This is a genomic window from Bombilactobacillus sp. ESL1197, from assembly GCF_058107145.1.
The window spans coordinates 1,068,030-1,095,028 of sequence record NZ_JBYLTY010000001.1 but is presented as its reverse complement, the minus strand read 5'-3'; the positions used below and the strand labels follow the sequence as shown (position 1 = coordinate 1,095,028).

At 35.0% G+C, this 26,999-nt stretch carries 42 protein-coding genes and 1 tRNA gene; 10 read left to right on the top strand and 33 right to left on the bottom strand.

Annotated features, from left to right (window positions below):
- Positions 1–7: 7 nt before the first annotated feature.
- Positions 8–949: a ribokinase gene (gene rbsK, locus AC3B6B_RS05165; RefSeq protein ID WP_489757600.1), complete on the bottom strand. Its 942-nt coding sequence runs from the start codon at positions 947–949 to the stop codon at positions 8–10.
- A gap of 1,155 nt (positions 950–2,104) precedes the next feature.
- Entirely contained in the window at positions 2,105–2,485 is a 381-nt protein-coding gene (locus AC3B6B_RS05160; RefSeq protein WP_489757599.1) for a type II toxin-antitoxin system HicB family antitoxin, read from the bottom strand.
- Positions 2,486–3,005: 520 nt separating this feature from the next.
- On the opposite strand from AC3B6B_RS05160, the gene AC3B6B_RS05155 reads away from it, so the two are divergent.
- The gene (locus AC3B6B_RS05155) at positions 3,006–3,656 is read left to right on the top strand and encodes a hypothetical protein (RefSeq protein WP_489757598.1); all 651 of its coding nucleotides are present in this window, start codon (positions 3,006–3,008) and stop codon (positions 3,654–3,656) included.
- Here the strand turns inward: AC3B6B_RS05155 and AC3B6B_RS05150 are convergent.
- Entirely contained in the window at positions 3,648–4,109 is a 462-nt protein-coding gene (locus AC3B6B_RS05150; RefSeq protein WP_489757597.1) for a hypothetical protein, read from the bottom strand. The genes AC3B6B_RS05155 and AC3B6B_RS05150 overlap by 9 nt on opposite strands.
- 206 nt (positions 4,110–4,315) lie before the next feature.
- On the opposite strand from AC3B6B_RS05150, the gene AC3B6B_RS05145 reads away from it, so the two are divergent.
- The gene (locus AC3B6B_RS05145) at positions 4,316–4,480 is read left to right on the top strand and encodes a hypothetical protein (protein WP_489757596.1); all 165 of its coding nucleotides are present in this window, start codon (positions 4,316–4,318) and stop codon (positions 4,478–4,480) included.
- 154 nt (positions 4,481–4,634) lie between these two features.
- Here the strand turns inward: AC3B6B_RS05145 and AC3B6B_RS05140 are convergent, their stop codons facing one another.
- From AC3B6B_RS05140 to AC3B6B_RS05110, 7 genes are all read right to left on the bottom strand, one after another.
- Positions 4,635–4,832, bottom strand: a complete 198-nt coding sequence (locus AC3B6B_RS05140) for a hypothetical protein (RefSeq protein ID WP_489757595.1) — start codon at positions 4,830–4,832, stop codon at positions 4,635–4,637.
- Positions 4,833–5,131: 299 nt separating this feature from the next.
- On the bottom strand, positions 5,132–5,296 hold the full coding sequence (locus tag AC3B6B_RS05135; protein ID WP_489757594.1) for a hypothetical protein: 165 nt from the start codon (positions 5,294–5,296) through the stop codon (positions 5,132–5,134).
- Between the two features lie 75 nt (positions 5,297–5,371).
- Positions 5,372–5,668, bottom strand: coding sequence for a hypothetical protein (locus AC3B6B_RS05130; RefSeq protein ID WP_489757593.1), 297 nt, complete (start codon positions 5,666–5,668; stop codon positions 5,372–5,374).
- Positions 5,669–5,714: 46 nt separating this feature from the next.
- Positions 5,715–5,867: a phage terminase large subunit gene (locus AC3B6B_RS05125; protein ID WP_489757592.1), complete on the bottom strand. Its 153-nt coding sequence runs from the start codon at positions 5,865–5,867 to the stop codon at positions 5,715–5,717.
- A gap of 58 nt (positions 5,868–5,925) precedes the next feature.
- Positions 5,926–6,153 carry a phage terminase large subunit gene (locus AC3B6B_RS05120; protein WP_489757591.1) on the bottom strand — a complete coding sequence of 76 codons (228 nt, stop codon included), beginning with the start codon at positions 6,151–6,153 and terminating at the stop codon, positions 5,926–5,928.
- Positions 6,146–6,628 (bottom strand): phBC6A51 family helix-turn-helix protein, encoded by a 483-nt coding sequence (locus AC3B6B_RS05115; RefSeq protein WP_489757590.1) that lies wholly within the window; start codon positions 6,626–6,628, stop codon positions 6,146–6,148. The genes AC3B6B_RS05120 and AC3B6B_RS05115 overlap by 8 nt, the downstream gene beginning before the upstream one ends.
- A gap of 41 nt (positions 6,629–6,669) precedes the next feature.
- Complete coding sequence (locus AC3B6B_RS05110) at positions 6,670–7,374, bottom strand: hypothetical protein (RefSeq protein WP_489757589.1); 705 nt, start codon at positions 7,372–7,374, stop codon at positions 6,670–6,672.
- Positions 7,375–7,576: 202 nt separating this feature from the next.
- Between AC3B6B_RS05110 and AC3B6B_RS05105 the strand changes: the two genes are divergently transcribed.
- The gene (locus AC3B6B_RS05105; RefSeq protein WP_489755844.1) at positions 7,577–7,681 is read left to right on the top strand and encodes a type I toxin-antitoxin system Fst family toxin; all 105 of its coding nucleotides are present in this window, start codon (positions 7,577–7,579) and stop codon (positions 7,679–7,681) included.
- Positions 7,682–7,790: 109 nt separating this feature from the next.
- Here the strand turns inward: AC3B6B_RS05105 and AC3B6B_RS05100 are convergent, their stop codons facing one another.
- The 17 genes from AC3B6B_RS05100 to AC3B6B_RS05020 form a co-directional block, all read right to left on the bottom strand.
- Positions 7,791–8,210 carry an ArpU family phage packaging/lysis transcriptional regulator gene (locus AC3B6B_RS05100; RefSeq protein WP_489757715.1) on the bottom strand — a complete coding sequence of 140 codons (420 nt, stop codon included), beginning with the start codon at positions 8,208–8,210 and terminating at the stop codon, positions 7,791–7,793.
- A gap of 90 nt (positions 8,211–8,300) precedes the next feature.
- Positions 8,301–8,489 (bottom strand): hypothetical protein, encoded by a 189-nt coding sequence (locus AC3B6B_RS05095; protein WP_489755846.1) that lies wholly within the window; start codon positions 8,487–8,489, stop codon positions 8,301–8,303.
- Positions 8,490–8,493: 4 nt separating this feature from the next.
- Complete coding sequence (locus tag AC3B6B_RS05090; protein WP_489757588.1) at positions 8,494–8,703, bottom strand: hypothetical protein; 210 nt, start codon at positions 8,701–8,703, stop codon at positions 8,494–8,496.
- 28 nt (positions 8,704–8,731) lie between these two features.
- On the bottom strand, positions 8,732–9,256 hold the full coding sequence (locus AC3B6B_RS05085; protein ID WP_489757587.1) for a hypothetical protein: 525 nt from the start codon (positions 9,254–9,256) through the stop codon (positions 8,732–8,734).
- Between the two features lies 1 nt (position 9,257).
- Positions 9,258–9,827 carry a DUF1642 domain-containing protein gene (locus AC3B6B_RS05080; RefSeq protein ID WP_489757586.1) on the bottom strand — a complete coding sequence of 190 codons (570 nt, stop codon included), beginning with the start codon at positions 9,825–9,827 and terminating at the stop codon, positions 9,258–9,260.
- 20 nt (positions 9,828–9,847) lie between these two features.
- Positions 9,848–10,177 (bottom strand): hypothetical protein, encoded by a 330-nt coding sequence (locus AC3B6B_RS05075; protein WP_489757585.1) that lies wholly within the window; start codon positions 10,175–10,177, stop codon positions 9,848–9,850.
- A 12-nt stretch (positions 10,178–10,189) separates the two neighbouring features.
- Positions 10,190–10,390 (bottom strand): hypothetical protein, encoded by a 201-nt coding sequence (locus AC3B6B_RS05070; protein WP_489757584.1) that lies wholly within the window; start codon positions 10,388–10,390, stop codon positions 10,190–10,192.
- Between the two features lie 10 nt (positions 10,391–10,400).
- Complete coding sequence (locus tag AC3B6B_RS05065) at positions 10,401–10,895, bottom strand: hypothetical protein (RefSeq protein WP_489757583.1); 495 nt, start codon at positions 10,893–10,895, stop codon at positions 10,401–10,403.
- Positions 10,846–11,031, bottom strand: coding sequence for a hypothetical protein (locus AC3B6B_RS05060; RefSeq protein ID WP_489757582.1), 186 nt, complete (start codon positions 11,029–11,031; stop codon positions 10,846–10,848). Before AC3B6B_RS05060 ends, AC3B6B_RS05065 begins: the two co-directional genes overlap by 50 nt.
- An 87-nt stretch (positions 11,032–11,118) precedes the next feature.
- A complete protein-coding gene (locus AC3B6B_RS05055) occupies positions 11,119–11,511 on the bottom strand; it encodes a RusA family crossover junction endodeoxyribonuclease (protein ID WP_489757581.1) in 393 nt (130 codons plus the stop codon).
- Between the two features lie 227 nt (positions 11,512–11,738).
- Positions 11,739–13,991, bottom strand: a complete 2,253-nt coding sequence (locus AC3B6B_RS05050; protein WP_489757580.1) for an AAA family ATPase — start codon at positions 13,989–13,991, stop codon at positions 11,739–11,741.
- A 3-nt stretch (positions 13,992–13,994) separates the two neighbouring features.
- Entirely contained in the window at positions 13,995–15,584 is a 1,590-nt protein-coding gene (locus tag AC3B6B_RS05045) for a DEAD/DEAH box helicase (RefSeq protein ID WP_489757579.1), read from the bottom strand.
- 13 nt (positions 15,585–15,597) lie between these two features.
- A complete protein-coding gene (locus AC3B6B_RS05040; RefSeq protein WP_489757578.1) occupies positions 15,598–16,104 on the bottom strand; it encodes a hypothetical protein in 507 nt (168 codons plus the stop codon).
- Positions 16,105–16,114: 10 nt separating this feature from the next.
- Positions 16,115–17,149 carry an ATP-binding protein gene (locus AC3B6B_RS05035; RefSeq protein ID WP_489757577.1) on the bottom strand — a complete coding sequence of 345 codons (1,035 nt, stop codon included), beginning with the start codon at positions 17,147–17,149 and terminating at the stop codon, positions 16,115–16,117.
- Complete coding sequence (locus AC3B6B_RS05030) at positions 17,149–18,429, bottom strand: AAA family ATPase (protein WP_489757576.1); 1,281 nt, start codon at positions 18,427–18,429, stop codon at positions 17,149–17,151. The genes AC3B6B_RS05035 and AC3B6B_RS05030 overlap by 1 nt, the downstream gene beginning before the upstream one ends.
- Before the next feature lie 205 nt (positions 18,430–18,634).
- Complete coding sequence (locus AC3B6B_RS05025; RefSeq protein ID WP_489757575.1) at positions 18,635–18,955, bottom strand: DUF771 domain-containing protein; 321 nt, start codon at positions 18,953–18,955, stop codon at positions 18,635–18,637.
- Positions 18,956–18,960: 5 nt separating this feature from the next.
- Positions 18,961–19,164 carry an XRE family transcriptional regulator gene (locus AC3B6B_RS05020; protein WP_489755862.1) on the bottom strand — a complete coding sequence of 68 codons (204 nt, stop codon included), beginning with the start codon at positions 19,162–19,164 and terminating at the stop codon, positions 18,961–18,963.
- A 54-nt stretch (positions 19,165–19,218) separates the two neighbouring features.
- Between AC3B6B_RS05020 and AC3B6B_RS05015 the strand changes: the two genes are divergently transcribed.
- Positions 19,219–19,596, top strand: a complete 378-nt coding sequence (locus AC3B6B_RS05015; RefSeq protein WP_489757574.1) for a DUF2513 domain-containing protein — start codon at positions 19,219–19,221, stop codon at positions 19,594–19,596.
- Here AC3B6B_RS05015 and AC3B6B_RS05010 read toward each other — a convergent pair.
- Genes AC3B6B_RS05010 through AC3B6B_RS05000 form a run of 3 tightly spaced genes read right to left on the bottom strand, consistent with a single transcriptional unit; the run spans position 19,580 to position 20,824 of the window.
- Entirely contained in the window at positions 19,580–19,798 is a 219-nt protein-coding gene (locus AC3B6B_RS05010) for a hypothetical protein (protein WP_489757573.1), read from the bottom strand. The two genes, AC3B6B_RS05015 and AC3B6B_RS05010, sit on opposite strands and share 17 nt — an antisense overlap.
- Positions 19,799–19,840: 42 nt before the next feature.
- Entirely contained in the window at positions 19,841–20,605 is a 765-nt protein-coding gene (locus tag AC3B6B_RS05005; RefSeq protein ID WP_489757572.1) for a phage antirepressor, read from the bottom strand.
- A gap of 12 nt (positions 20,606–20,617) precedes the next feature.
- The gene (locus tag AC3B6B_RS05000; protein ID WP_489757571.1) at positions 20,618–20,824 is read right to left on the bottom strand and encodes a helix-turn-helix domain-containing protein; all 207 of its coding nucleotides are present in this window, start codon (positions 20,822–20,824) and stop codon (positions 20,618–20,620) included.
- Positions 20,825–21,068: 244 nt separating this feature from the next.
- Here AC3B6B_RS05000 and AC3B6B_RS04995 point away from each other — a divergent pair, with 244 nt between their 5' ends.
- The 5 genes from AC3B6B_RS04995 (at position 21,069) to AC3B6B_RS04975 (ending at position 24,461) form a co-directional block, all read left to right on the top strand.
- Positions 21,069–21,428: a helix-turn-helix domain-containing protein gene (locus AC3B6B_RS04995; RefSeq protein WP_489757570.1), complete on the top strand. Its 360-nt coding sequence runs from the start codon at positions 21,069–21,071 to the stop codon at positions 21,426–21,428.
- Positions 21,418–22,590: an ImmA/IrrE family metallo-endopeptidase gene (locus tag AC3B6B_RS04990; RefSeq protein ID WP_489757569.1), complete on the top strand. Its 1,173-nt coding sequence runs from the start codon at positions 21,418–21,420 to the stop codon at positions 22,588–22,590. Before AC3B6B_RS04995 ends, AC3B6B_RS04990 begins: the two co-directional genes overlap by 11 nt.
- A gap of 141 nt (positions 22,591–22,731) precedes the next feature.
- Positions 22,732–23,349 (top strand): DUF3862 domain-containing protein, encoded by a 618-nt coding sequence (locus AC3B6B_RS04985; RefSeq protein ID WP_489757568.1) that lies wholly within the window; start codon positions 22,732–22,734, stop codon positions 23,347–23,349.
- Between the two features lie 90 nt (positions 23,350–23,439).
- On the top strand, positions 23,440–23,886 hold the full coding sequence (locus tag AC3B6B_RS04980; RefSeq protein ID WP_489757567.1) for a DUF4231 domain-containing protein: 447 nt from the start codon (positions 23,440–23,442) through the stop codon (positions 23,884–23,886).
- Positions 23,886–24,461, top strand: a complete 576-nt coding sequence (locus AC3B6B_RS04975; RefSeq protein ID WP_489757566.1) for a TIR domain-containing protein — start codon at positions 23,886–23,888, stop codon at positions 24,459–24,461. The genes AC3B6B_RS04980 and AC3B6B_RS04975 overlap by 1 nt, the downstream gene beginning before the upstream one ends.
- A 5-nt stretch (positions 24,462–24,466) precedes the next feature.
- Here AC3B6B_RS04975 and AC3B6B_RS04970 read toward each other — a convergent pair whose 3' ends face one another.
- The gene (locus AC3B6B_RS04970) at positions 24,467–24,658 is read right to left on the bottom strand and encodes a hypothetical protein (RefSeq protein ID WP_489757565.1); all 192 of its coding nucleotides are present in this window, start codon (positions 24,656–24,658) and stop codon (positions 24,467–24,469) included.
- Between the two features lie 357 nt (positions 24,659–25,015).
- Here AC3B6B_RS04970 and AC3B6B_RS04965 point away from each other — a divergent pair, with 357 nt between their 5' ends.
- Positions 25,016–26,155 carry a site-specific integrase gene (locus AC3B6B_RS04965; protein ID WP_489757564.1) on the top strand — a complete coding sequence of 380 codons (1,140 nt, stop codon included), beginning with the start codon at positions 25,016–25,018 and terminating at the stop codon, positions 26,153–26,155.
- A 217-nt stretch (positions 26,156–26,372) separates the two neighbouring features.
- On the opposite strand, the gene AC3B6B_RS04960 is transcribed toward AC3B6B_RS04965, so the two are convergent.
- A tRNA-Ser gene (locus AC3B6B_RS04960) sits at positions 26,373–26,461 on the bottom strand.
- 21 nt (positions 26,462–26,482) lie between these two features.
- Complete coding sequence (locus tag AC3B6B_RS04955; protein WP_489757563.1) at positions 26,483–26,995, bottom strand: adenine phosphoribosyltransferase; 513 nt, start codon at positions 26,993–26,995, stop codon at positions 26,483–26,485.
- Positions 26,996–26,999: the final 4 nt, after the last annotated feature.

Here is a 26,999-nt window from a genome sequence, read left to right as displayed (position 1 = left end):
TGCTAATTTAATCAGCAAAATCAGTTATGCATTTTGAAGAAGATTGCAAAATTTCAGTTTGATAAGGAATTGAGGGTTGTGCCCCATAACGTTGGACGGTTAAAGCCGATGCCTGGTTACCAAACAAGACTGCGGCTGATAAATTGGAAAAGTCCGGCTTCAAGACACTGCTGAAGGCGCCAATAAAAGTATCACCAGCTGCTGTAGTATCTACTGCATGAACTTTAAATGCCGGAATTAATTTCGCAGATTGGCCATCATCCAAAAAAGCTCCTTGACTACCTAAAGTAATAATGACAATAGGCACACCTAATTGGTGTAGCTTCTTTGCAGCAGCACGCGCTGAAGTTAAGTCAGTTACTGGAATTTGGGTTAAGGTTTGCGCCTCGGTTTCGTTAGGAATGATGACGTCGCACAACTGCAACAATTCCGGAGCTAAGTTATCAATGGCTGGCGCTGGATTTAAAATCGTTTTGATGTGATGATCATGAGCCAATTGAAATGCCGCTTGAGTAGCACTTAAGGGTGTTTCTAATTGTGCAATCACAAAATCACTATTTATAATTAATTGTTGATTAGTCTTTACCTCCGCAGTGTCAAAAGAAAAATTGGCGCCGGAATAAATAGTAATACTATTCTCACCATTATCATCGACAGTGACAAAGGCTTGTCCTGTTGATTCGTTGGCAATCGTCTTCACGCCCGCTATATTAATTCCTTCTGTTTGCAACTGTTTTAATAAGGATTCCCCCATCGAATCAGCGCCCACTGCGCCAATAAAAGAAGTTGCACTGCCGGCGCGTTGGGCGGCTACTGCCTGATTGGCTCCTTTACCACCACCGACACTATAATGCTCTTTGGCATGAATTGTTTCGCCAGGGCGAACCAAATGTGGTACTCGTAAATTAGTGTCCCAATTAATACTACCAACGATCGTTATTTTATTCATTTTCTCATCTCGCCATCACAATTAATTAGATTCTTCTCCCTGTTAAAGTAACACGTACTATTAATCTTTGCAATATAGTAATTAAGTAGCCACTTTCAGTCTTAAACATCAAAGAATATATGATCTTTTTAATATAAATTATTATTTATCAAGAAATGTGATAAAGATATTTTTTAATAATTATGATATAATACTGATATTCTAAAAAAAGAAGGTGAAACTTATGTCATGGATGGATATTGTTCAAAGCGCATTACAAATGAGCTCTGGAATTTTGCAAGATGTTAGTGGTTTCTTTGACATTTTTAGATAAAGTTTATCATAACTAGCAATTTTCTTTTTTAACTGTCATTAATTCAGTTAATGGTGACTAAATAATTTAATCAAATTATTTAGTCACCATTTTTTGATTTAAAATATTTAATTATAGAGATACTACTTAGCTTGAAAATAACTGTCAATTGGTTAATTTTTAATAATTAGAGTTTATTATTTTCTTTTTACAAGATTATATTCCATAAAAAACACTTATGCTGGAGTATTAAACTTTATTTACGCGAATACTTAATGCCAGTAGTAGCCTTCCATATCCTCAGTAATAACTACCCGCGCTTTTCCAAACTTTCTAATAGATCCAGGTGAAAACTTCCCCGGATTCTGCTTATACGTTATGCAAACATAAGATTCATTTTTTCCCACAAAAAGAAGCAGTTTTTGCATTCATAATATCATCATTATTCAAGTCAATATTCATCCTTAACATCTCCGTCTTAAAATTAAACTTGAAACAACAACTGAAGTGCAACACCTAAAACCAAAGCAATAACCGCAGAAGCTGTATATCTATGCATTTTTTCTTCATAAGTTCTGTCTTTACGCTTTCTTTTTTTCATCATATGCTAAGCCTCCTACTCTAAATTAGATTTTAGGGGTATAGAAACAAGGACTCATTTGAGCCTTGCTTCTTTAAAAATTGCTCGTTCCATACCCTGTTTCAATTATTTTGAGTGTATTGGAACAAAAGTCGTATCTTTCGTCTTAGGATTATTCATTTTTCCTTATTACAAATACTTTTATACACAATGATGTGTATAAAAACAAGAGGATTATTATTTTTCCTGTACAAAAAAGCACTCGGCTGAGTGCTAATCAACGTTAATTAACTTCTAACTTCTCTTTTAAAGCATCAGTTGCTAATCGTGAAACATTAATCTTTTGTTGTTTCGCCATCTCGTTTAAATACTCTGTAACTGTAATTGTTCGTCTAGTATTCTTTTTCAAATACTTTTCCATATCTACCGTTACATAAACTACCTTATCGTTATCATCTAAATGCCAATGACTTGGGTCTTGCACTTTAGGATATTCAGACTCTCCCTCTAGCATCGTTGCAATAGCATCTTCTGCCCAATATGCCGCATCAGAGAATGTGTCTCCCTGAGTGACCATTCCTGGAATATTAGGAGAAGTTACAACAAAGTAATTGCTGTCATCGTTGTGTTCAGTAATAATCACTGGATATACTAATTTTTTCACAAATTGTTAGGATATGCCGAACAAGGCTCATTTAAGCCATGCTTGCTTTTTACTGCCTTGAACGTATTGGCATATCATCCCCCCTTCCACATTTACACCATTATATACTTTATGCATATTAATCAATATAAAATTGCATTAAAATAGACAATCATCTCTGGTTGCCTTAAAGATCTCAAAAGTGTCAAAAAACATCTTTCACAAAACTTGATACAGCAATTTAAATTTAATTTACGTCAGTACTCTATATTCAGAATAGTTAAAATATCTGTATAAGCCGTTATTAGCCAAATAAGCTAACTTGCTATTTTGACGACTATTTTTATCTCATTTAAAGTATTTAATTAGACATTAGCCATAACAGATAGCAAGATAGCTGAACCGACATGTGGGAATATTTCATTTAATCACTGAGGTTATAAATTTCGAAAAAGGAATTGTAAATCATGACTCAACCGTTCCTGCCATAATATAGCCTTTCGGCTATAATATATAAAACATGTAAAACAAGGAGATCAAAATGATAATTTCATTTTTAAATAAACAACAACTGAAGAATTTATCACGAATAATTTGGAAAAATTATGGAATTAAGCGATCAAAAAATATATTTGTCACAAACTGTATTGCTGACATCATTGTAATAACAATAATATGGTTGTGTGCCTTTTCAATGGTCAAGATAATAATTATTGCAGCCATAATCATTAACATACTTCAATTTTTTGCTATGAAATATAAATTCCAAAAAAAGTATATATTAAAATACCAAGACAGATACACTTTTTATTTTGTTGTTAATGACAAAGAAACGCAGCTACAATATATTGATATATACTCCAAATCTGATATTTTACAAAATGCTTACAGAAGAAAGAATATTCTATCTCCAAATTCTCCTAATTATCAAATAAACGAAGATCCCTTGTTCAAAAAATTATATGAACAATTAAATATCCAACACATCAGTAACCAAAAGTACACACTTATAGAAACTGAAGATTATTTACTATTTCTATCAGACGATACACAAAACTCTAAAAAACAAACTCTAGTTCACACCATCCATAAAAGCAAAAATAATTTAAACATACTAAATAATTCTAAATTCTCAATCAATATCCTGAAGAAAAAAGCAAACAATTATTTATTCGTAGATCAATCAAGCTAAAGCAGTTACTAACGATCCTACTACTTCTCCTAAGGTTCCAAGTCCTCCTATACCTAATACAGCCAAAACTGCTATGCCAACAACGACCAATACCGTCTTAGGATCAATATTAGGGAAATCATTGATTTTAACTTTTTCTCCAAACTCAATGGATAAAGTATTTTCCAGATATCCTAAATCTGTTTTCATAACATCCAAAGCAATTGAAACGGAATAACTCTTATCACTATTAACAGAAGACTTAATTGTCACGTTGCCTTCTTTAATCTTGGTAAATGCGGACGCTAAACCTGATTTATTAATCAAAATATCTACCGAACTCTTTGGCAAATCTGTATTAGAACTAATCCAATCACCTAAATCAGCCGAAGAAATGCCATCTTTAGTAATAGCAATTGCACCTGATCCGCCAGTAATTTGTGTCCCTGAGGAAGCAGTTGCTGTTAATTCCAAAACAGACGAGTCATAAATTGTCACTGTATGATCTAAGGTTAAATTGAAAATTGTAAAATTATTGATTAAACTTAAGTAAATCTGATAATTTAGTTTTTGAAATCAAGGCAGATATGCAAAATGCGAATTAAGTAGAATTTTTATTTCAATTATCTTTTACCATTTTTTGAATAATAGCAAATATATTTATGGAGATGATTTTTCAAATGACAGAATCAACATTTTACTTACTTGATAAGTACAAAAGTATATTTGGAGAGAATTTTCCTACATTCAATATTGGAAATGACGAAAATAGAATTATTGAAATAGTCAATAATTGCTTGAAAGAAAATAAACCATATGAAGATAATTTACCTGATGATGTATGATGTATGGATTTGATTTACAAATAATTATTTGTAATGCGCTTTTCTTTGATGCCACGTTATGATAAACGAAATGTTGCTCAATAAATCTAAAATTCATATTTTTTATTCTCGATTTTACATTTCTTTTAAAGTGACTCAATGCTTGGTCATTAAATTATTCATTAATTGCATATCCAGCTATTTGATGTAAATTAAAGTGAACTTTGCGTTTTATATTTTCTGATTTTCCAAGATATGAAAAACTTAAGCTATTGACATCAGAAAAATCAGTAACTTGGTAAAACTTTGCTGTTTTACCATTAAGAAACCAAATTATTAAAACATTAATTTTCTTGGTTGTAATTTCTATCATTTTATTTTCTCCGCTGTTTTTGCGCATAATAAAAACGCCTTAATTTAAGTTTTAAGACGTTTTTAGCTAATTTAATATAATTTTGTACCAATTATTAAAATTGAATATGCCCATCAAAAATACATTTCTATGAGTAAATTACTTATTATTTTGCTTAATCATAAACTCTCTAGCTTTTTTAAGAAACTCGTCACGATTCTTTTGTTCTTCAGGAGTTACTTTTTTAGGCTTACCAATTGAATGAAATTCGTTAGCTTGACCTTTCCAACGACTATCTTAATACGGCTTTTTATCACTCATTACTCTTCCTCAACAACTAAAACTGGACGACCATTGTCATCAATATAACGTTTAATAAATCTAAATTTAGTATTACGTTTAAACAATACTTCTTTTTCATTATCATTATAACCTTTTAAATCTCTTCCACTAATGGTCGCGTGAGCCTTGACCCTTGCGCGCACCGCAAATATTCAATCCTAAATTGCGATATTCGGCAATTGTACCAGGAGAAGCAGAATCAGCAGTCACGGGTTCATTCAATGGATTAATTTAAGTTGTTTAATCTGCTGCACAGCTTCACGGTTCTTTAACCCTACTTGATAGATTTCGTTGTAAATAAAAATCCACCGTCTGGCAGAGTCCCAATAAATATTTACGTATGCCGTTGGATCGTGTGCAAAATCAAAGTCCAAGCCGTGATAAATCTTATCAAAATTATTGATTTCTTCATCAGTAACCTCACGAGTAGTAATATTGTTAAATAATTCCGCACCTGTACCAGTGACTTCACCAAGATATTCATGGCGGCAAGCTTTCTCATTGTCCGTTTTCAAAGGTAATAATACCTAAACCACCACGACCAAGTAATTGATTAATCGACTAAATTTCTTCCATACCTTTAAATTCGGTAACCTCTTCAAAATGCTTAAACTTGGTATAGCCTTGCCGAAAAGTCTGCGATTTAATTTTGCGTGGATCATCAGCGCCCTTGAACCTAATTTGCTGGCCAGTTGGACGAAACGTTAACTGCATTGGACTAACCTATGATTGCCAATAGTCATACTTTCAGCAGGTCAATCGCCCACAAATATTACTCAAAAACCGAATCACGCAACGTATTGGCAACTTTCCGAAGCACAATCGCATTGGCATCTTTGTCCTGCATAATGCCAAGCACAATCATGATACTAATAAAGGAAGACTTGGTTGAACCCCGCCCTCCTTTTAGCCAATAATTTGAATGCTTACAATTGTGAATATCCCAGAACATGCTGTAGAACGCCGGTGAAACGTTATCTTTTAGACTTACTTCAACCATCCGTTCCCTCCTTTGGTGGAATATTAAAATTAATATCAATTACAGCATCATTTGAATCGTTCGATTCCAATTGGTCAGCTTGATGCTCGGAAATACGTGCTTCGGCAAGTGCTTTTCGAACCTTTGCTTTATCTAAATCAGGCGAACCATTGTCCGAAAATAATCCTGCTCGCTTAAAGACAGTTTGAATAGCCTGCAATTTAACCATCTCTGATTTACCATGTTTGATTAGCTTAATTAACTCTTTAACGGAATCTGGCAAAGCCTCATCCAGTTGAGAAATACTGTATTCACGTTGTGCTTCAATGAACAATGGATCATTCTTCCACTTAGCCAACGTCCTGCGACTGCGATTCACTTGTTTGGCAATCTCTTCATCAGTCAAAGTATCTTCAAACAGCAACTTAACCGCCTTTTTACGGTCACTGTTCAAGCTATGAAAAGCCTTATTTTGTGAATTTTTGTGTACTGTCACGTCATCTCACCACACCTCCTAATTTTCAATTTCAAAATCAGTTATTCTATAAAATCTTTTTTTCTTTTTTTAGCTTTTTTTTCTGCATCTAATCCATCGTGAGGTCCATGTGTATACACTTTACTGCCATATTTTTTATCATCATAAATGTGAATATGTTCAACACCATTACCATAAGTAAAAAATATATCTGTTCCATTAATAGTTTTACATTTAATATCTACTCTATGTATTAGATACGACTTCTTATGGTTAATACAGTCTTTTATTACAATCTTTTGCTCATTTTTATTTGGCAGCATATGCCCCCTGTTAATTTTATAGTTCGTTAAATCTTCGCAATCATCATATTTTACATAAATATTAAAAACAACATTCGAAAGAGGAAGATTATTATTAATGCTTGAAATAAGAACATTAAAATATGTGTCCGTAGTATTAGACATATGATCAAGATCAAAGTAGGGTAATATCTTATTAAATTCACTCTTTTTATGATCTCTATCACTTTTTTTTGACAAATATAAAGAAACTATAACTGCGGAAATCGTGCCAATTGCACTAAACCAATCGGCAGCTGATCCATTACTAAGCCAATATACTAAATTATTCCATGCCCTATCCAAAATACCAGATTCAATATATATTAGACAAGTTACCATAACGCCAATTATAATGCCTATAACAATGCCTAAAGTAAAAGCCTTGTTGTTTTTAAACCAATTAATAAACTTACTATTTTTCATAATTCACACCTCGGCACAATCATATCGCCTAGGCAATAAAAAAGCCAGACTCTTAGTCCAGCTCCCTAAATTATTTACACTATCATAATACCTCTTAAATCAATCGTTTCTCCCATAACATTTCCTCTGGATTTCCCCCAGATTACGAAATTTTTTATGATATAATTTTACATGGCAACTCGCCCCGAGAGGGGGTGGCTCCATGTTTAGAGATTTCCTAACATTGATCGTTGCACCAATTATTGTTGGCGCAGTGAATCAAATGATTGCTGAATGGTTGCACAGCAAACATAACAAACGAAAATGAGTTGTCGCTTGCAACCACACAAAAAAAGCCATTCCTATTCGGCGTAGGAGTGGCTTTTGTGTTTCCATGCTAAGATTTCCTAACATCTCGCAAAGTCATTATAACACGATTATTTAAAAACTAACAACCTGCCGTTCTGGTAAACTTCACAAAATCCAATTAACGCCCGATCACGTCGGTTTTGCATCATTCGTACCGAAATTAGATTGTGGTAAATTCGTTCGGAAATGACTAAATCTTTTAGTTTTTCAGGCACTAAATACGTGTAATACAAACTCAAACATTCTTCCCGGTCCAACTTCAAAATAGCCGTGGTCATCTCATCAATATCCAGCTGTGCTTCATGCTTACGGTCTAATTTAGTGAGCAGCGGTATCATCTGTCCATCATGGTCACCACTGGTAGCTTTAGGCATACCGTCAATAATCGGCGACTTGAGGGTGTCAATGTGATAATCTGCTATTCGTGCCCACATTCTAAATTTACTTAAAACATTCCGTGCGTTTGCTCTACTTTGCTTGTTGTCCAACTCATCGAATAATCCCAAGCCGCCAGCTCCTTTATGATATAATTTAATTACGATTAGTGGAAGCTGCGGTTTAACGACCGGAGTTTTTTATTACTCATTTTGTGGGATTAGTTCCGTTTGTGCTGATTCTAAATTGACGCTGATCATGTCTTTAGTAAATTCATTCAAACGGTCCAATGAAATATCTTTGGTATTGGCTTTAAATTGAATTGTCACTTCATCATCTTTCGTCTTAAAACTATCAATCTGTCCTTTAAATTGTAATACTTTACCGTTCATTATCTTAATCCTCCTTTGGATCATACATAGCCAATTTCAAGTTAATTGAATAAATTTGACCATTGATTTCTTGAGCAATCTTATTGGCTGCTTCAATTTTCTTAAAAACACAAGCCTCACTAAAAGACTTAGCAAACAAGATATTTCCTTCTTTAGCAAATACAGGGTCTTTTTGCCCTTGATAAAAATAATTACCAGTTTTTACGACGTACATAATTCACTCTCTTTCCTCATCCACTGGCTCACTTTATTTCCAACAAATCTGAATTGCCAGTCAATAAAATAAGAAAGATTTCAAAGAAACGATTAGCATATGCTAACAGAGGAAATTTTTCTTTTCCTGATTCACCTTTAATTTGATCCTTAGTAGTATATGCAAGAAAATGATGCTTGGTATCTACTAAGACATATTCAGGATTAGGATCATAATTGCTTAAATAATCTCTCGCATAAATTAAATCAGAATATTTTTGTTTATAAAGAAGTGTTAATTCATCCATAGAATTTTCTGTAATATACATTCCAGAAACGTGTTCAAGTAGTTCTTTTATATCATTATCTACATTGTTGGATAAATTAACTAACTCCTGTGTTTCCAATTTAAATTCATCATCTAGTTCTTCTAATCTTGTATAAAAATCTGTCCAGTAAGATATATCTTCAACGGTTAATACTTCTACGTCCGTAATCTGTTCAACAGCAGGTTTAATAATTTTATTAATTACTAAACTTTGAAAAGCATCTTGTTTTTGGTTATTTTTAATCATTTTAATAACCTTCCTTTTCTACCAGCTCAGCAAATGGTTTAAATTGCGGGAAATGTTCTTCAATCTCGTTCATCGTAAACTGATTTTGATACGTATCATCTATTTGTTCATTGGTTCCGAGTTCCCATTCAGCAGCATTACTAAGAGTATCTGGATCAGTCTGTAAATAAGCATATCCCGACTCTTGTTTGAAGTGAATATAGTATTTCGGCTTTTTTACTTTCCAACCAATTTGGTAAGCATTTAATAATGCTAATGGTCCATTATCTTTGCACCATAAAATGGTATCTAATTCATCTTCGCCATTAGCAACATAAGGCGTAGACATTGTTTTTTTAATCAACTCTTCTAACGTCACATTTCCGTTCTCAACGTCATTTAGCGTATTAGCTACATATTGTGGTACTTCCACCTTAGGAATTTCAAACCGTAATTTTGGATTGTAACCATTTCTCACAGCATAATTAATTTGCCCGTTAATACTATTTATTAAACTAGTTTTGTGTGAAGAATCATTCTTCATATCATTCAATCGTTCTTGAACGTCACTTAAATTAACATCAATTTTCATTTTCAATCTCCCAAAAATAATTATTCTAAATCATCAACAACAACTGTTCCTGAACCAATATAGATATTGTGTTTCTTATTATGTGAATCTACATACTGTAAATCGTGATCATGATATTCAATATCGAATTTACCTTTTTGAGTGAATAAAACTTTGCCGTCAACATTGTAAACCGTAATTTTACGCTTCAGTCCATTATGTGTTTCAGACTTAAAATTTTTCGCCATTCTCACACCTGAACCTGTATCATGGAAATACCAATTGGTACAGCCAGCTATTCCTAAAATAATAATTACTATACCTACGAGACAACCCATTTTAATTGAATGCTTACTAATTGATTTCTTCACTTCAATACTCCCCTATAACTTAATCTTCAATTTCAAATCGGAATTCGGTCGCTTCAAAACTTCCTGATACAGAGAATCTAATATTTTTAAATAGATTTCGTATATAATGGCATCATCGCTATCAGTTTTATCAATAGTAATCTTGGCACTATTTGCCAAGAACTTTAATGATGCCAGTAAGTGATTTTTATTAATCCGCACAGTTTTCTTCATCAAGCGCCTCTCAATGAACCAAGAAATCTAACCGCTCATACAACGGCACATTAACTGACGACACCCGGCAACTCTCGATCTGATAGCCATTTACACGTTCGTGTTCTCGTTTAGCATTAACCAACTGTGTTTTAGAACAATCCAAAAACTTAGTAATATTTTTCAAATTGTCCGTGTAATAAACTCGGTGGTCATTACATATCTTTTCTGAATAAATAATTGGTAACTGTACATGATTATTATTGAACGCTTGATTCAGTCGGCAATAATCAATCTGCAACATTTGCGCAGTTTCAACCATACCGGCGTTATGATTAGCCATATAAATTAAAGCTTTGTTGACTAACTTTTTATCTTCTACGGCTCTTTGTGGATCAATCTTCACAACTTTCATGGTCCGACGAATTTGCTTCAATTCTAAATTGTCATCCGGTACGTGCATCAAGTCGCCATATTCATCTTCCAGCTTTTGAATCTGCGGCATTACCTTTAACATTGGGTTCATGTTCTGCCCCCTTAGCTTGTAAACTCTCATCTTGGTATTCAAAAATAGCCACTAAAAACTTCACTACTAACGGATGATGATTGTACTTCAACTCAATTTGACTCAAGCGGTCACTTAGCCATTCCCAATATTCCACTGAACCAAAATCTAACTGTTGTAATTTTTTGTTTTATTGCCACATCACTCGCAATAAATCAGTGAAGACATTCTTCCAAAACTCCAATCACACCGCCTCAATTCGAATATAAATACCGGGGACTTTCGCCCAAAATTTTTCAGTTATCAAGCTAACCACAAAACGATCATCTTGCCAAAATCCTAACTTCGTCATGCAATCTTGCAACAGCTTAACCGAATTATCCAAATCAGGCTTGGTATCTTTGAACTCACCATCAACGTGTTTACCATTAATTGGAAAACACCACTTAATCATCAGCTGCACACTGCCGTAAAACTTTTCTTTAGGTACATGTTGAGCTAAGCTATCCAAATATTTTTGCCGTGCAGTTTTTAATTCTGCTGGTTCATAAAATATTGGCTTACCCTTGACCACATGTACTTGTTTTTCCTGATGCGTCACAGTTGGAATTTTCATCGGCATAAAAAACTCATACATTTTAATCTTCCTTTAATTTTTTATTTTTAAAAATCTGTCCACGCCATCGCTAGTTACCGTTCCAGTCATTTGTCTAAGCTACTCCCCACAAGGGGGAGCTTAGACAAGACTGATGGACAAGCGGTTTCGACTACTGTCGAAGCTAACCGAAGCTAAATAGCCACGACGTAATAAATATTTCTATCGAATCCAGTCGAAGCTAAATAGGTTCGACAATATAAATTGAATTAATTTTTAATTAGTCTACCGTCTTCAGCATGAAAACTTTCATGCTTTTTTACACGACTATAAATTGTATTTTTCTTAATTCCTAAATAAGCAGCCACATCACCAATATCTGCACTCTCTCCATCTTCGCTAATGATGTTGAATGCCTCTTCTAACTCCTGTTGAGCCTTTTGACTACGGGATTGATTAGATTTTTTAGTACCTTGCTTCCACTTTTCTTTAGGATCTTCTTCCAATTGAATATCAGCTAACGAATCATCTAAAACGTGTACTGGATATCTAAACCAAGCATTAATTGGGGCAAATCGTGGAAACTCACGCAGCGTTCCTTCTAATCGCCAAGCTGTTTCTTGACGAACAACCGCTATCGCTTGGTCTTTAACTGCTTCAACTGTTTTTAAAATCACTTGAGAGTTAGGCAAGCTTGCAACTGCACTCATTAAATGGTGACTCATCTGTGACTTACTTGATTGATCATCCAAACTGACGGCATCATAACTCGGAGCATATTTATTAATAGCTTGTTGATAAACACGACAAATTTCTTCATTTTCCAATTGCGTATAACGGTCTTCACTAACTGGTAATTCAATCAAATCTAAAATGGCATCGGGGTCACGGGCAAACACTCCTGAACCACTAGAACGGTCCATTGAATTTTTACCACCTTGATTACCTTTTGAATGATGGTGACAGTAAATTACCGCACAATTTAATTCCGTGGCAATCTTGTCAAATTGGTTAGTAAAGTTGGCCATCTCATGCGCTGAATTTTCATCGCCAGTCAAAACTTTATAAATTGGGTCAATAATGACGGCAATATAATTTTCTTTCATGGCGCGGCGAATCAACTTCGGGGCCAATTTATCCATTGGACTCGTCTTACCCCGCAAATTCCATACATCAATATTGCTGACATCAGGGTGTCCTTTACCAATCGTGTTATAGATTTCAACAAAACGTTTTTTAGCAGAACGTTCGTCTAATTCGAGATTGACATATAAAACTCGACCTTGGGTGCATTTAAAGCCCAACCAATCCCAACCTTCAGCAATGGCAATCGCTAATTCCATTAAGGCAAAGGACTTACCAGCTTTTGACGGTCCCGCAATTAACATTTTGTGTCCTTGTCGCAACATCCCGTGAATTAATTCGGGAGCCAAGACAATTTCTTGATCAAACAAGGTATCTAAACTTTCGATATCGGGCAGGTTGTCGTTTAAATCTTCAATATATTCTTCCCATTCTTCCCAGCTAGCTTTACCAATGCTCTTATCAATTAAAAATTGTTTTTGATCACCGCGCTGAAAGCCGGGCAAACGTGTTAAACGTGATGGATTTTTATTCTGCTTATCAACTTGCAGACCATTTTTCTCAACGATTTTAAAAAGATAATCTACTCGTTCTTGATATTGTGGGTAATTAATCGCATCAACTTTTACGATTGCGTGTAAGCTACGATGACCCGAATAGGAAAGGGCTGCAATTGGTAATTCAAGTTTATGCAAGATTTCATTTTGCTTTTCAATTTCCGTCGTATCAGATTCAATTAAGGCATACCGGTAATCAACCACATTTGTATTTTTAACACCTTGTCCGTCTAACGGATTAAGTCGTACCCAAGCACCAGCTTCAGGATTGGGGTCACCCATTACCGCCCCAATATCGCCATGACTACGCTGTAATTCTTCAATTAATTCACCAGCCGTCCGTGTATAAACGCCTTTCGATGGTAACCACTTTTCGACTTCTCCACTCTCATTACTCGTTTTCGGGTAGGCATTATTGACATACCCAACAATATCTCCCGGTCGAAATAAGGCATTAAGATAGTCAATAATCTGTTGGGCGGGATTCCAATTCTTGGGTTCCACGACTTGTTCGCCCATAATCCAATCAGTATTAAATAATTTATAACCCTTATCAATTTTGGATTCGGTCGCCATAAAGCTATCATCCCAACCAAAAGCAGTGTCATCACCACTACTTGTTGGTTGCCACCCATTATCTTTAGCCATTTGCGTAATCGTCGCCCCAGTGATTGGTGAATCAGCACCATCAAAGCTATTCCATTTGCTTTCACATTCACCTTCATGGTAACGACTACTGTCACTTTGAGACCAATTAGCCCAATCTTGAGCAGTGTAGCCTTCGTGCTTTAACCCCATTCCAACATCGACCCATTCTTGATAGTCCAAAGAAGCAGGGTTGATATATTCTAAAAGAGGTAACAAATCAAATTTCTCTTCCATAAACTATCCTTTCTGTGGTTGATATTCTGCCGGCTTAATATTTTTGGGAATACGCCAACCACTGGCAGCAATTCGATTAATCATCTTTTTAGCCGCTTCAAAATTCCAAGTGCCAACATGTTGGAAGTTACGTTTTTCTAAAAATCTAATCTGCTTTGGAGTGGCTAGCCCAGCATCACGTCGTTTGCTTAAATGATTGAGTAACACTTCGGCTTTTCCAGCATTCTCAATTTCATCAGGAAAAATACCCATTTTTTCTAAGGCGCTTTTTTGCTTCTTCGTTGCCGGTCCCATTTGGTAGCCAAATTGCGGTACATAATTAGCTAAATCAGATGATTGAATGGACATTTCAAATTGCAATGGATCGACTAACTTGCGCTTACGTTTGCGCATTACGGCTAATTGATCCGCTAACGAATCTTCCCGTTCCTCAACCACTTCATCACTAGCTTTTTGTTCTGCCTCTTGTAAATCAATTGCTTCGCCATTAGCTTTTTCAATATTCTCAGTCATCTTTTGAGCAACTTTAGCATCTGTAGCAATCACACTTGCCGGATGACATAGCTCATGGCGTTCGGTATGCCACAAAAAATCAAGCAATAATAAATCTTTCTTATTAGGGACAATTCTGGTCCCGCGACCCACCATCTGGCTATAAAGGGCTCGCACTTTTGTCGGTCGTAAAACAACAACACAATCAACATCTGGACAATCCCAACCTTCGGTTAGTAACATGGAATTACATAAAACTTGATACTTACCATCAGCAAAATCCTGTAATATTTGCTTGCGATTGACTGATTCACCGTTAACTTCAGCAGCGGTTAAGCCATGCTGTTGGAGCATGTGGCAGAACTTTTGAGAAGTTTTAACTAGCGGTAAAAACACAACAGTCTTGCGTTCAGCGCAATACTTTGTCATCTCGACAGCAATTTGTTCCAGGTACGGATCCAAAGCCGTTCCTAAATCTTTCGTAGAAAAGTCACCCGATTGTTGCTTAACACCCGAAATATCCAACTTCAGAGGAATAGTAATTGCTTTAATTGGTGATAAATATCCATCTTTGATAGCTGCCGGCAAACTATATTCATAGGCTAAACTGTCAAAGTATTCACCCAGGTTTCGCATATCGCCCCGGTCTGCCGTGGCAGTGACGCCTAAAACTTGAGCGCTTTTGAAATAATCCATCACTCGTTGATAGCCATTTGAAAGAATATGATGGGCTTCATCAACGATAATCGTGTCAAACTTGTTAGGTTGAAATTGCTTTAAACGCTTGTCTCGTTGCAAAGTTTGCACGGAACCAACTGTGATGCGATAGAAAGAATTAACGCTTGTTTGTTCGCCCTTTTCTACGGCCGCTTTTAACCCAGTTGCTTGATATAATTTATCGGCTGCTTGTTCCAATAATTCGCCCCGATGAGCCATAATTAATACTTGCTGCCCTTGGCGCACTAGCTCTTCAGCTAGTTTAGTAAACACAATGGTCTTGCCGGTTCCGGTCGGAAGTACCAGTAAGGTTCTTTGATGACCCTTTTGCCATTCAGCTTGCACTTTCTCAATTGACATTTGTTGATACGGTCGTAATTCCATAATTTACACCCCATTAAAATGCTCCGGTTCCTGGTTGATAACCGTTTTGAACTGGTGGTGTCTGTGGTTGTGCATTAACAACTGCGGCATTTGGATCGGGTTTTAAAAATGTTTTAACCCGATTGTTCGTTCGGTCTTGACCTTCTTTTTGATAATGGTTAATTTCTACTTCAGCCTGCCCCTTACTGCCCACAACCTGATTCCAATTAGGTTTAAACTGTTGTCCATCAACAACTGGTTGCCCGATTGCCTTAAAGAATTGCGTTAATTTCCAAGAGAATTTCTTCAATAAATAAAGACGTTCTCTAATTAACGTTGACTGACCATCTTGCGACGTAATCTTAACGGTAACTTCAGCAAATGGTGCACCGTTGGGAATCTTATCAGAATTGCCCTCGTAATTTTTACGTTCCATATCAGTAACCTCAAATGGATATTTGCCTTCTGGTAAAGTTACAAATTGCGTTTCTTCAGCTTCAAACGCGCCATCCCATGAGATAAATTCATTTTCGTTGTTCATATTATTTTTCCTACTTTCTCACTTTTGTATTTAATAGACCCATAGCCGCATCCCATTTAGAGGCCAAATGTTGCCATAAATCAGTTGGCACATTTTCTAACGGCGTATCAGCTGGCATAAAACCACCGACATAAATAATTTGACGCATCTCATCCACTGAAACATGGTTTAATTGCATTAAATCAGCAACAGCTTTTGGAATAACAGCTGGTATTGATTTTGTCTGTTCTTCTCGTGGATCAGCTTGCGGTGCTTCTTGCTCCATTGCTGGTTCAGGAGGTAAAGGTGGCTGTTCAGGCTCGGTTGATTGTACAGTTGGTGTTGGTTTGGGTGTCACTTTATTAAACGCATCAGCAATTTGGTTATAATCAAAGTCCAATTCATCAGCCAAACCTAACCGGTTCTTAGCGTCCCACGTCGGACGGTGGGTCGTGTACATTACCCGTTGGCCACCTTGGGCTTTTTTAGAATTGATTTTACTGTCGGTGACCACAATGGTTTTGTAATTCGCAAATAAAACCATATCTGCCCATTCTTTGACCATTGGCGCAGTTTTCTTTTCTAACTTCAACTCATAGCGGTCATAAGCACCCATCTCATCAGGTTCTTCTTTCTTTCGTAACCAGGCATGAGCGGTAACTACGACATTAATCCCGCAATCAATAACTTCGCTTAATTTGTTGAGTAAGCTACCCATTTCGGTCGCTAATGCAACATAACGTTTCCCATAATCGGTTGAATCAATCATTTTCCAACCGTTTTGCGAGCAAAGGTGTTTCTTACATAAATCTTCAGCCCAATCAATTGTGTCTAAAACTAAAGTTTGACATGGTCTATTTACAATAGTTTCTTCAACTTCTTGCATCAACATTTCCCAACTCGTGGGTTTTGGATACCGGTTAACATCTAAATAATTAGATGAATCCTCAGTATCAATAAAAACCGGTTTAGGAAAGTGACTCGCAAAAGTTGTTTTACCAATTCCCTCAACCCCATACAAAACAACTTTTTGTGCTTTCGGAACAATTCCACTTGTAATTTCCATTAAAATGCTCCCTTTCCTTGCCAATTAGTAGTGGCAGTTTTTGTTTCACCATAACCGTCTTCAATAATGATTGAGCATTCATCACCAGTTGAAACACGGGTAGCGATAGCTTGTAAGCCTTCATCTTTGAGCCAGTCACCAAACTCTTTTAGAGTGTCCAAATCCATTTGTTCTAACTTATCTAGTAATACGAAGCCACATTCTGGTTTGAGCTTGCGAACAATGGCGGTAGAAACTTTAAGCTGATCAGAACTCGACATGTTATCCCACTTTTGGCCTTGATAAACCAGCTCACCATCTTCAACAGATAAACCTGGTAATGGTAGTTGTGCTTGCTTTAATAAATCAGCTTTTTGTTGTCGGACATTATCTAATTGGGTACTTAACTGAACATATTGGTTGGTATAATCTTTAGCGTCTTCTTCCGCCTTATCTTTGTCCAAATTAGCTCGCACTTTGCGATTAATTTCATCCACGTCTGCAATGTTCTGTTCCAGCTCTGAAGTAGATTGGTCTTGCAGTTGTTCAGTAGATTGCTTGGCAACTTGAACGTCATTTTGTGTCTGTTCATGCTGTGTTTGAAGCTTATTTAGCTGGTCTTTTAATTGTTGAATCTTACTTTCTTCTTGTTGCGATTGATTCATTAATTGACTAAGCTGTTGGCGTTTGCGTTCATTCTCACCATTTTGTGCCAGTATCGTTTGTTGCTGTTGAATTAAATCCGAGACAGCTACTAAATCTTTGGGTACACCAGGATAATATTGTTGCTCTTCAGCGTACTTTTTCTTTTGATCGGCAATCTGTCCAAGCTCATGACGATGGTTATAAATTTGGGTTTCTTGTTGCTCTAACTTAACTAATTGCTCTTGGACGCCGATAATTTGTAACAAAATATTAGCCTTTTCTTTATTACTGGCATTCATAAACTTTGGAAGATTAATGGCTAATTCCTCAACAAAACTATTGAGCAGTTGTTGCCCTGCCTTCTCACCATTAGGGTCAATCACTTTTAAGTTTGACTTAGGACCACTGCGTTCAACAATTAAGCCATTGTTTAACACCACGTGTAACTTGGGTGGTGTTACTGAACCTTCACGCTGTGCTTGCGACGGTTTGTATTTGTTACCACCTAATGCCCAAGCAATCGCATCTAACACGCTAGTCTTACCTTGGTTATTTTTGCCACCAACAATGGTTAAACCGTTATCTGATGGTACAATTTCAACTGCTTTAACACGCTTGACATTCTCAATTTCTAGTTTGTCAATTTTGACTGGCATGTTCATCTTCCTTTCGTGTTATACTTAACTTCGTAATGAATATTGCATTTGACGCCAGCCAGAGTGCCTGCTCTGTGGCGTCTTTTTTATTTACAGTCCCCATAGATTTTTCCAACCTCCTTTAGCATCAACTAAATCTTTGAGTCCGTAGCCAAACAAAACACCAATAATTACGCTAATGACATCAATTGGTACAACCATATTTTCACCTCCTCTCATTACATATCTCACCAAAGTAATCTTGCATAAATCGGCTGAAACCATGTGGTTCAAATTGCCAACCATTTTTACCTGAAGCTTTGGGGTATTTGACACATTTACTTAGTCGCTGCTTAAAGCGTGAAACGTATAAAACATGCTCGCGAAACCACTGTAAGTCGTGACCATAGCGTTCTTTTAAATCTTTAGAGTTCCACCAGCAGTCATAGTCTGAACGTTCCTGTAACTGTTCAAGTTCGGATTTTTTGACTAGCACATATTCTGATGGAATGGTAATTTCTACCGTGCTCGTTATTTTTTGAACCACGATTATCACTCCTTCTTTGGTCGGATTTTAAAAGTTTCAATAATTCTTAGGATTAACTCATTAGCAGCCGTGGTCGCCCGTTCACCACTTAAAACTTGGCCCATGTAGACTTTACCGACACCAAATGTTGCAGCTAAACTAGAAATGGTAATGTGGTTCTCCTTTAAATACTGCTTAATCAACTCTCTTCCAGCTAATGTTGCTGGCATGTGAATCACCTTCTTTAATTGTTATAATCACTACCAGAAAGGTGGTGAATAAAAATGGAATTAAATTATGATTTTGTACGTGATATTTTGATTCTTTGTGCCAATAGCAAAAATTTTTCTGGACCAACAGATAAAGAAGTTGCTCAATTGGCTAAAAATAAAAATCATTCATATCAAGAAGCAGGCTTTACCGTTAACGCCTTGCATGATGCAGGATTCATCACGGGTTCAGCTCTTCCAGCTAGTGATCAATTTTATGCAATCATGCCAGGAAATTTAACTTATAAAGACAATGAATATTTGAATTCTATAAAAGACAAAACTATTTGGAACAAAATAAAGAAAGAAATGATTGACCAAGGTATACCTTTTACTTTGCAAATGATCGGTTTATTTGCAAAAAAATATATAAAATCTAAATTTGGTCTTTAGAATATTTTTTTATTCTCCAATCTTCAGTGATCAAATCTTCCAAATAAGGATTCCATCGTGATGCAGACTCTTTATTTCCAGTTAAATCAATTAGAATACAGCATCTGTAACCATTAGTTGGTTTAACCGCAATTTGAGGAAATGCTTCACGATACATAACATGTTCTTCATCACATCTAATAGCAGCTTCTCTAATATTCATTGGTTCTCACCTCCTTTCAGTTTTTCAAAGAACGAAAAATCTTTAAACTAATTCTTCAATCGTTGGGTAAATATCGTCTTGCTTGAGTAAGTCGTAAATGAACTTGCGACCCTTTTGCGTCCATTTGAGATTATTGTGCATTCCCTGCTGTCTACTATCTTTTTCAAAAGCAAACGGCTCATACTGCGTGTAACCTTGACTGCAATATTTCTGATAAGGCACCCAGTGCTTACCCTGCTTAAATATCACACCGCGTTCATGCAATTCTTTATTCAATCGTCGTGCCGACCAACCATAGTCTTTAGCAATTTCAGTAGTAGTCATTAGCCCCGGGTTACGCATTTGTGAGTCGTAATACTCAACCTTAGGTTGCTGTTTATGAATAATCGCATCTTTTTCATTTAACTGATCAGCTGCTTCTTGTAACAAATTAGCTAAAGCCTCACGATTATGCGTAATATCAAAAGCTGTTTCATTTATTAAATAAGAACCATGTTGCCTAATAGTTGGTAACACTTCTGAAGTTACCCAATGTTTAAATCTTTTAGCAGTTGGTAATTTGCTAGAAAGAATTAAACTGTATAATCCAGACTCATTAATTACAGTTTTATTGGGGTTTCCAATACCGTCGTGAATTGCGACGGTATTCTTATCATCAATATCTACATGCTTAGAAAGAGCATCTCTTGTATTCTTGTACCCAAGAATAACTGCCACATCTTTGCCAACAAAAAATGGTTCATCGTCAATAACTAAAGTTCTAACTTCTTGATTATCAAAAATAAATAACTCAACATCACCATTCATTTAGCTAACCTCCTATTTAATATCTAAAATGTGTTTCATCTTTGTTCTCAATTCATTGGATTTAGGTGATACATCACCTTTAATCGCACGATTAATTTGAGCAGGATTAGCATTTAACATTGATGCCATTTCTCGTTGAGTAATTCCACGCTTTAGTAAAGCCATCTTAAATTCTGTTTCTGTATTTTTAGCAGCTTCAATTAACGTTTGATCTAGCATTTAAGTTCACCTACCTTTCATAATTTGTTTATCAAATAGTTGCGTATTTTATCATTCGTGATAAAATAAGGGTACAGTAAATAAGCGATACCGCATACAATTAGCATTAAATGTAAATTGTAGGTATGTCTTTTTTATTGCAAAATTACTTGATAAACACATTATCAATCATACGTGATAAAAAGTCAACCATTTTTTACCATTAGTGGTAAAAATAAATATCAAAAAAGTTAGGAAGGTTAATATGACTACATTAGATCGCATAAAAAATCTTTCTCAAGAAAAAGGTTGGTCATTGCAAACGCTAGCTGAAAAAGCTGGAGTAGGTAAGAATAGCATTTACAGATGGGATACAAAGGTTCCTAGTACTTCTAGTTTGCAAAAAGTTGCAAGGGTTTTGAACGTCTCAACAGATTATCTTTTAGGAAGAGATGAAGGTGCTTTAGATGATAAAAATACGGAATCAGAAATTAAAAACCCTAAAATAAAAATATTGGCTAGAAAAATGGATAGTAAAAAGCTTAGCGATGCTCAAATAGATTCTATTAGTAATGCAATTGGTTCATTTGTTGATGCTATGTTTGATGATAAAGATGACAAATAATAAACCCAATTACGATAAAGCACGCTATATTGCTGATTTGACTTTTAGCAAAACAACTAGTCACGTCTACCCTGTCAATCTTCTAGAGATTATATCCAACATCGAATATGCAATAAATTTGTGCACATATAATGAATTAAGCAAAAAAATTAACATCAGTGTAGAACTTATTATAGCTTATGGAGGTCCAGATGCATTTGTAGCTTTAAAAGAAGATGAAAAAACGCACAAATTTGTTATTTTTTATAATGGTGATATTAAAAGTAATATAGTAGAACGAATAAGATTTTCTATAGCACATGAATTAGGTCATATACTACTAAATCATTTTGATGAAAATGATTCACCTGTACTGCGAAGAGGACTAGATGATGAAGAATATTTAAAATATGAACATGAGGCAGATTCATTTGCTAATGAATTATTAGTTCCTCCTAGCTTAATGAATACTAAATTAAACGCTCACACTGTTCATAGTTTATTTGATGTTAGTAATTCTGCAGCTCAAATTTCTTTAAACATAAAATTAAAACATCCATGGTTGAAACCGTCTGGAACACTTGTTAGATCTTTAAAAAATACAAATAAAATTTTTAAATCTCATTTTGATTTTAATCAAAAAAAAGCAAGAGACTTAAAAGAAGCAGATCAAAAATCAATTGGTTTTACATTAATTAACAGTCCAATAATATATTTTTGCAAAAATTGTAATAATGGAGAAAAGATATTTTTATCGGAATTAAAGTATTGTCCCATATGTGGAAATGACAATTTATTAAAAATCAAAGAAGATCAGTATTATAAGTTTCACGAAACTGAGGAAAGGAACTTAATGTCATATTCAAGCTTAAAAGTTGATGAAAAAGGGCATTTAAAAGAGAACTGCCCTATTTGTGGAAACAAACATGTAAGTGGAAATTATTGTTCAATATGTGGAGTATATATTGTGAATGAATGTACTGGAATAGTCACAGGTGAAACTGGTATTGAAACGGAAAACAAGCCGTGTGACATTGTGCTAAAAGGTTCTGATAGATATTGCCCTATATGTGGTGCTAAGTCTACCTTCTTTATTAATGGCTTATTAAAGGGATGGAATGCTATTGATATCGATATAGAAAATCAAGTAATAGATATTCCAGATGACGCGTTTCCTTTTTAATATAATTACTTTCCACTTTTTGTAAACGTTATATGAATAGTGTCTAATAATTTAATCAGATTACAATTTACAGAATATATTTTTAATTAAATAGTCCAAACACTGACGACTTTAAAAGCTGATACTTAGGGGGAATATGTAATGAAAAGTACAACTAAATTATCTATTGTGGGGTTATTAGCAGTAGGACTTTTAGCAGGATGTGGAAGCAACTCTAGTTCTAATAAATCCAATAATTCAGGTAACAAAACGGAACAACAAGCAAAAGCTGATCCTAAAAAGAATGGCCCAACATTGAATGATTTTAATGCTATTCAATTAGGTACAGATAATGGTACTTCAGATACTGATATTGTTAATAAATACGGGCAACCTAATACCACTTCCAGTCAAGCTGTGGGACCAATTCAAGCTGACGACAAAATTTGGAATAAAGTTAATGGTGGCGGATTAGGTTCTACTTTTACAGTTGGATTTTCTAATGGCAAAGCTGTCTTAAAAGCTATCACTGGATTAAAAGTTAAACGTGATAAAAAAATCACTCTTGAAGATTTTAATAATATTCAAAACGGACAATCCGTTGACGATATAACTAAGAAGTTCGGTCAACCTAATGGCTATTCAGAAACTAACGCCGCTGGCCAAGAAGCCAAAGATTTAACTTATACTTCTGATATTCAAGGAAATATCGGTGCTAATATGGTGATTACCACAGTTAACAACGCTGTTACTGGTAAGACTCAAACACAGATGAAATAATATTAACTCTTCCCCACCCTAGGAGAATGACAAAAGTTCAACAAAGCTGATGACAGTAAAGGCTGTATGTTTTAAAAAAGAAGGTATTAAATGTACAACATAGATTACGAAGAATATGACAAATCTAGGCTAAGTGAGCAAATAAATTGGTACGACAAAAAAAGCCAATCTGAAAAAAAGCATTATTACCATCTTCATGGATTACAAATTATAGTATCAGCGTTAATTCCTGTACTAGCTGGGATAGCTGATAAATTTCCTAAAATTTTAATAATAATATCTTTTTTAGGTGGATTAGTAACTATTATAGAAGGAATAAATTCAATGTCTAAATTTCACGAGAAATGGATACAGTATAGACAAATATGTGAATCATTAAAACGTGAAAAATATATGTTTGAAACATCTTCAGGAGTATATGATGAGCCTAATACTGACCAATTTAAAACCTTAGTTCAAAGATGTGAATCATTAATCTCCAGTGAAAATATAAATTGGGCAAATTTAGATAATGCTAAAGAAGGAAAAAATAAATAATGAGACATAAAACATTTATATCATTCAAAACACAAGATAAAAGCTATAAAGAAGAAATACAAGACATGGATATTGATTTTATAGATAAGTCTCTAAACCACCCTATTAATTCAGATAACCCTGATTATATTATGAGAAAAATTAGAGAAGATCACCTTCAAGATTCTACGGTAACGATATCCTTAATTGGAGAATATAGTTCTGAATATAGTGTTCTTACAGATCAACAATATATAAAAAAAGAACTGCAAGCATCTTTATATGACTCTCCCAATGGAATATTAGGAATAGTATTACCAAATATGTATGAAAAAATTTACAAAGGGAAGTATAAATGCCCTAATTGTGGTGAATACCACAATCGCATATGTATTGACAATAGTACAACCATACGAGAATTTAATTATAATTACTATATACCCAAAGAGAAGGGATGTGGTTGGAGTTATGAGGAAAGATATTGTAATTTAGTTAAATGGGATAAATTCAAAAAAGATCCAAATCTTTATATAAATAGAGCTTTTGATAAACGATTTGAACCTATAGTTAAAAAAATAAAAGTGTTTCCAAAATAAATAACCTAATACTTTTCATATGTTTTTTCAAAAATCTCTTTTTTTACCGGCCATTTTTCGTTATCTGAACCTATAACTATCCAATCACCAATATTTGCATGCATAGTTCCTTCTAATGTTTTAATATTAACAGGTTTATTGGTTTGATAAGCGTGAACAGGAATTCTTTTTTTAACATACATTTCCATAATTTTCATCACCCTCTATCCCTATATGAACTTATTATAATTACAGCATAATAAAATGTAAACATTGTAGAAGCAAATAACATATATATAAAAAAGATAACCCCAGGCACATAGGAATGCTCAATACAATAATGTATCTACCCCATTTTGGGACCCAGCGTTTATCCTTCACAAGTTATCTTATACGTATATACTAATTTTTTGTTAAGCCAATGTAAACCCATTTGCTTGAATCTTTAGATAAATTAAATAATTAAAATAGCCATATCCCCCACCTACCAAGTCCAGGACATGACTAAACTGAAAAACATACATATGGTATGCGCTTTTCGTGTACCATTTTACAGATAATTGGAGGTAAATTCAATGGCAAGCTTTCAAAAACGTGGTAATTTTTGGCGATATCGTATCTCTTATTTTGATGATGATCATAACCGTAAATATTTAACTCAATCAGGTTTTAAAACCAAGGCTGAAGCCAAAGTAGCAGCAACTGAAGAAGAATACAAAATTCATGTTCGCAGTGGTTCATTATCTAAACGGAACATCACTTTCCATGAATATTATATGAATTGGGTTGATGTTTTTAAAAAGCCTAATGTTGGCAAAAGTTCAATGAACCGTTTTAACAATATTGGTAATGTCATCAACAACTACTTCCCTAACACTAAGCTCAAAGACATCACTCCAATTGAATATCAAAGCTTCATGAATGACTATTCTAAGACTCGTTCTACTCTCACGATTTCTAAAACCAATTCTATTATTCGTTCTTGTGTTAAAGACGCCATTAACGACCAAATCATTGCTTCAGACTTCACTAAAAACGTCACATTGAATGGTGCTCAAAGTCGCAAGCGTGCCGCTAAGTATTTAACTATTGACCAATTTAAACAGTTAATCAAGTACGCTAGTCAAAATAAGAGTTTACACTCTCTCACCTATTACATGATTCTAACCGGTGCTTATACTGGCATGCGCTATGAAGAGATTGCTGGTTTAACTTGGGATAAAATTGATTTTAAGAATCAGAAAATCACCATTGATCAAACCTATGATTATGTGGACACCAAAAAGATTATTCCCAGAACCAAAACTGCCAGCTCCAAACGCGTGATTAAATTAATGGACCCGTTAAAAGAAATATTAATGCAATTACACACGGATCAATTAGAATGGTTGCTTCAAACAGGATTACGAAATGAAAAGAATATCGTATTCTTAACTGAACAATTATCTATTCCTACCAATGAAGGCTGTTCTAAGAGCTTAATTTACATTCAGGACCAAATAGACATTCCGCGTTCTAAACAAATCAGAATGCACGGATTACGGCACACGTTTGCAAGTTATCTTCTATCACAAAATTTACAAATCAAATATGTATCTGAAATTCTTGGTCACAAGAATTCCAACATAACCATGAAAGCATACGAGCACCTGCTCAAGGAACAAAACGAGCAAGAGAACGAACGTGCCAACGACATCTTAAAAAATTTATCTTAAATCCTTTGGGTCACATGAGCTAGCACCACTTCATGTGACCATTTTTAGCTAAAATAGGTCAATGGTCACACAAATGGTCACTGACTTTTTAAATTTAAAATATTTTAAACACTTTGTTGTTTTTAAAAAACATCTTATAAACGTTGATTTAACAGCATTCGTACCACTTTTGAGTAAAATAAAAAAGGCTTAAAAGCCTTTAAAAAACGTGTCTAAAAGGAGAGTACAGGATTTGAACCTGCGCGCCGATATCGAATCGGTTCGCCGGATTTCGAGTCCGGTGCATTACCACTCTGCCAACTCTCCATAAAAAGCAGTTAACCTGCTTTAATATTGCATTAAAGTAAACATATCATAGTTTTTAATTTTATCACGACCATGAAGCTCTGTCAATTCGATCAAGAATGCAGTTCCAACCACAATTCCCCCTAATTCTTCAACCAATTTAATGGTTGCAGCTAAGGTTCCACCTGTGGCCATTAAATCATCAACCACTAAAACTCGTTGTCCTGGTTGCACAGCATCTTTTTGCATATACAACGACGCTTGACCGTATTCCAAATCATAAGAAACAGAAACTGTCTCACGAGGAAGTTTTCCCTTTTTACGTGCTGGCGCAAAACCTACCCCTAATTTATAAGCTACTGGGCAACCCACAATGAATCCCCGCGCTTCCGGACCAACAATCATTTCTGTTTGCTGCTTTTTAGCATATGCGGCAATTTCATCAGTTGCCTGCGCATAAACGGCACCATTATGCATTAATGGCGAAATATCACGGAACAAGATTCCTGGTTCAGGAAAATTAGGAACATCTGCTACATACTTCTTAAAATCCATATAA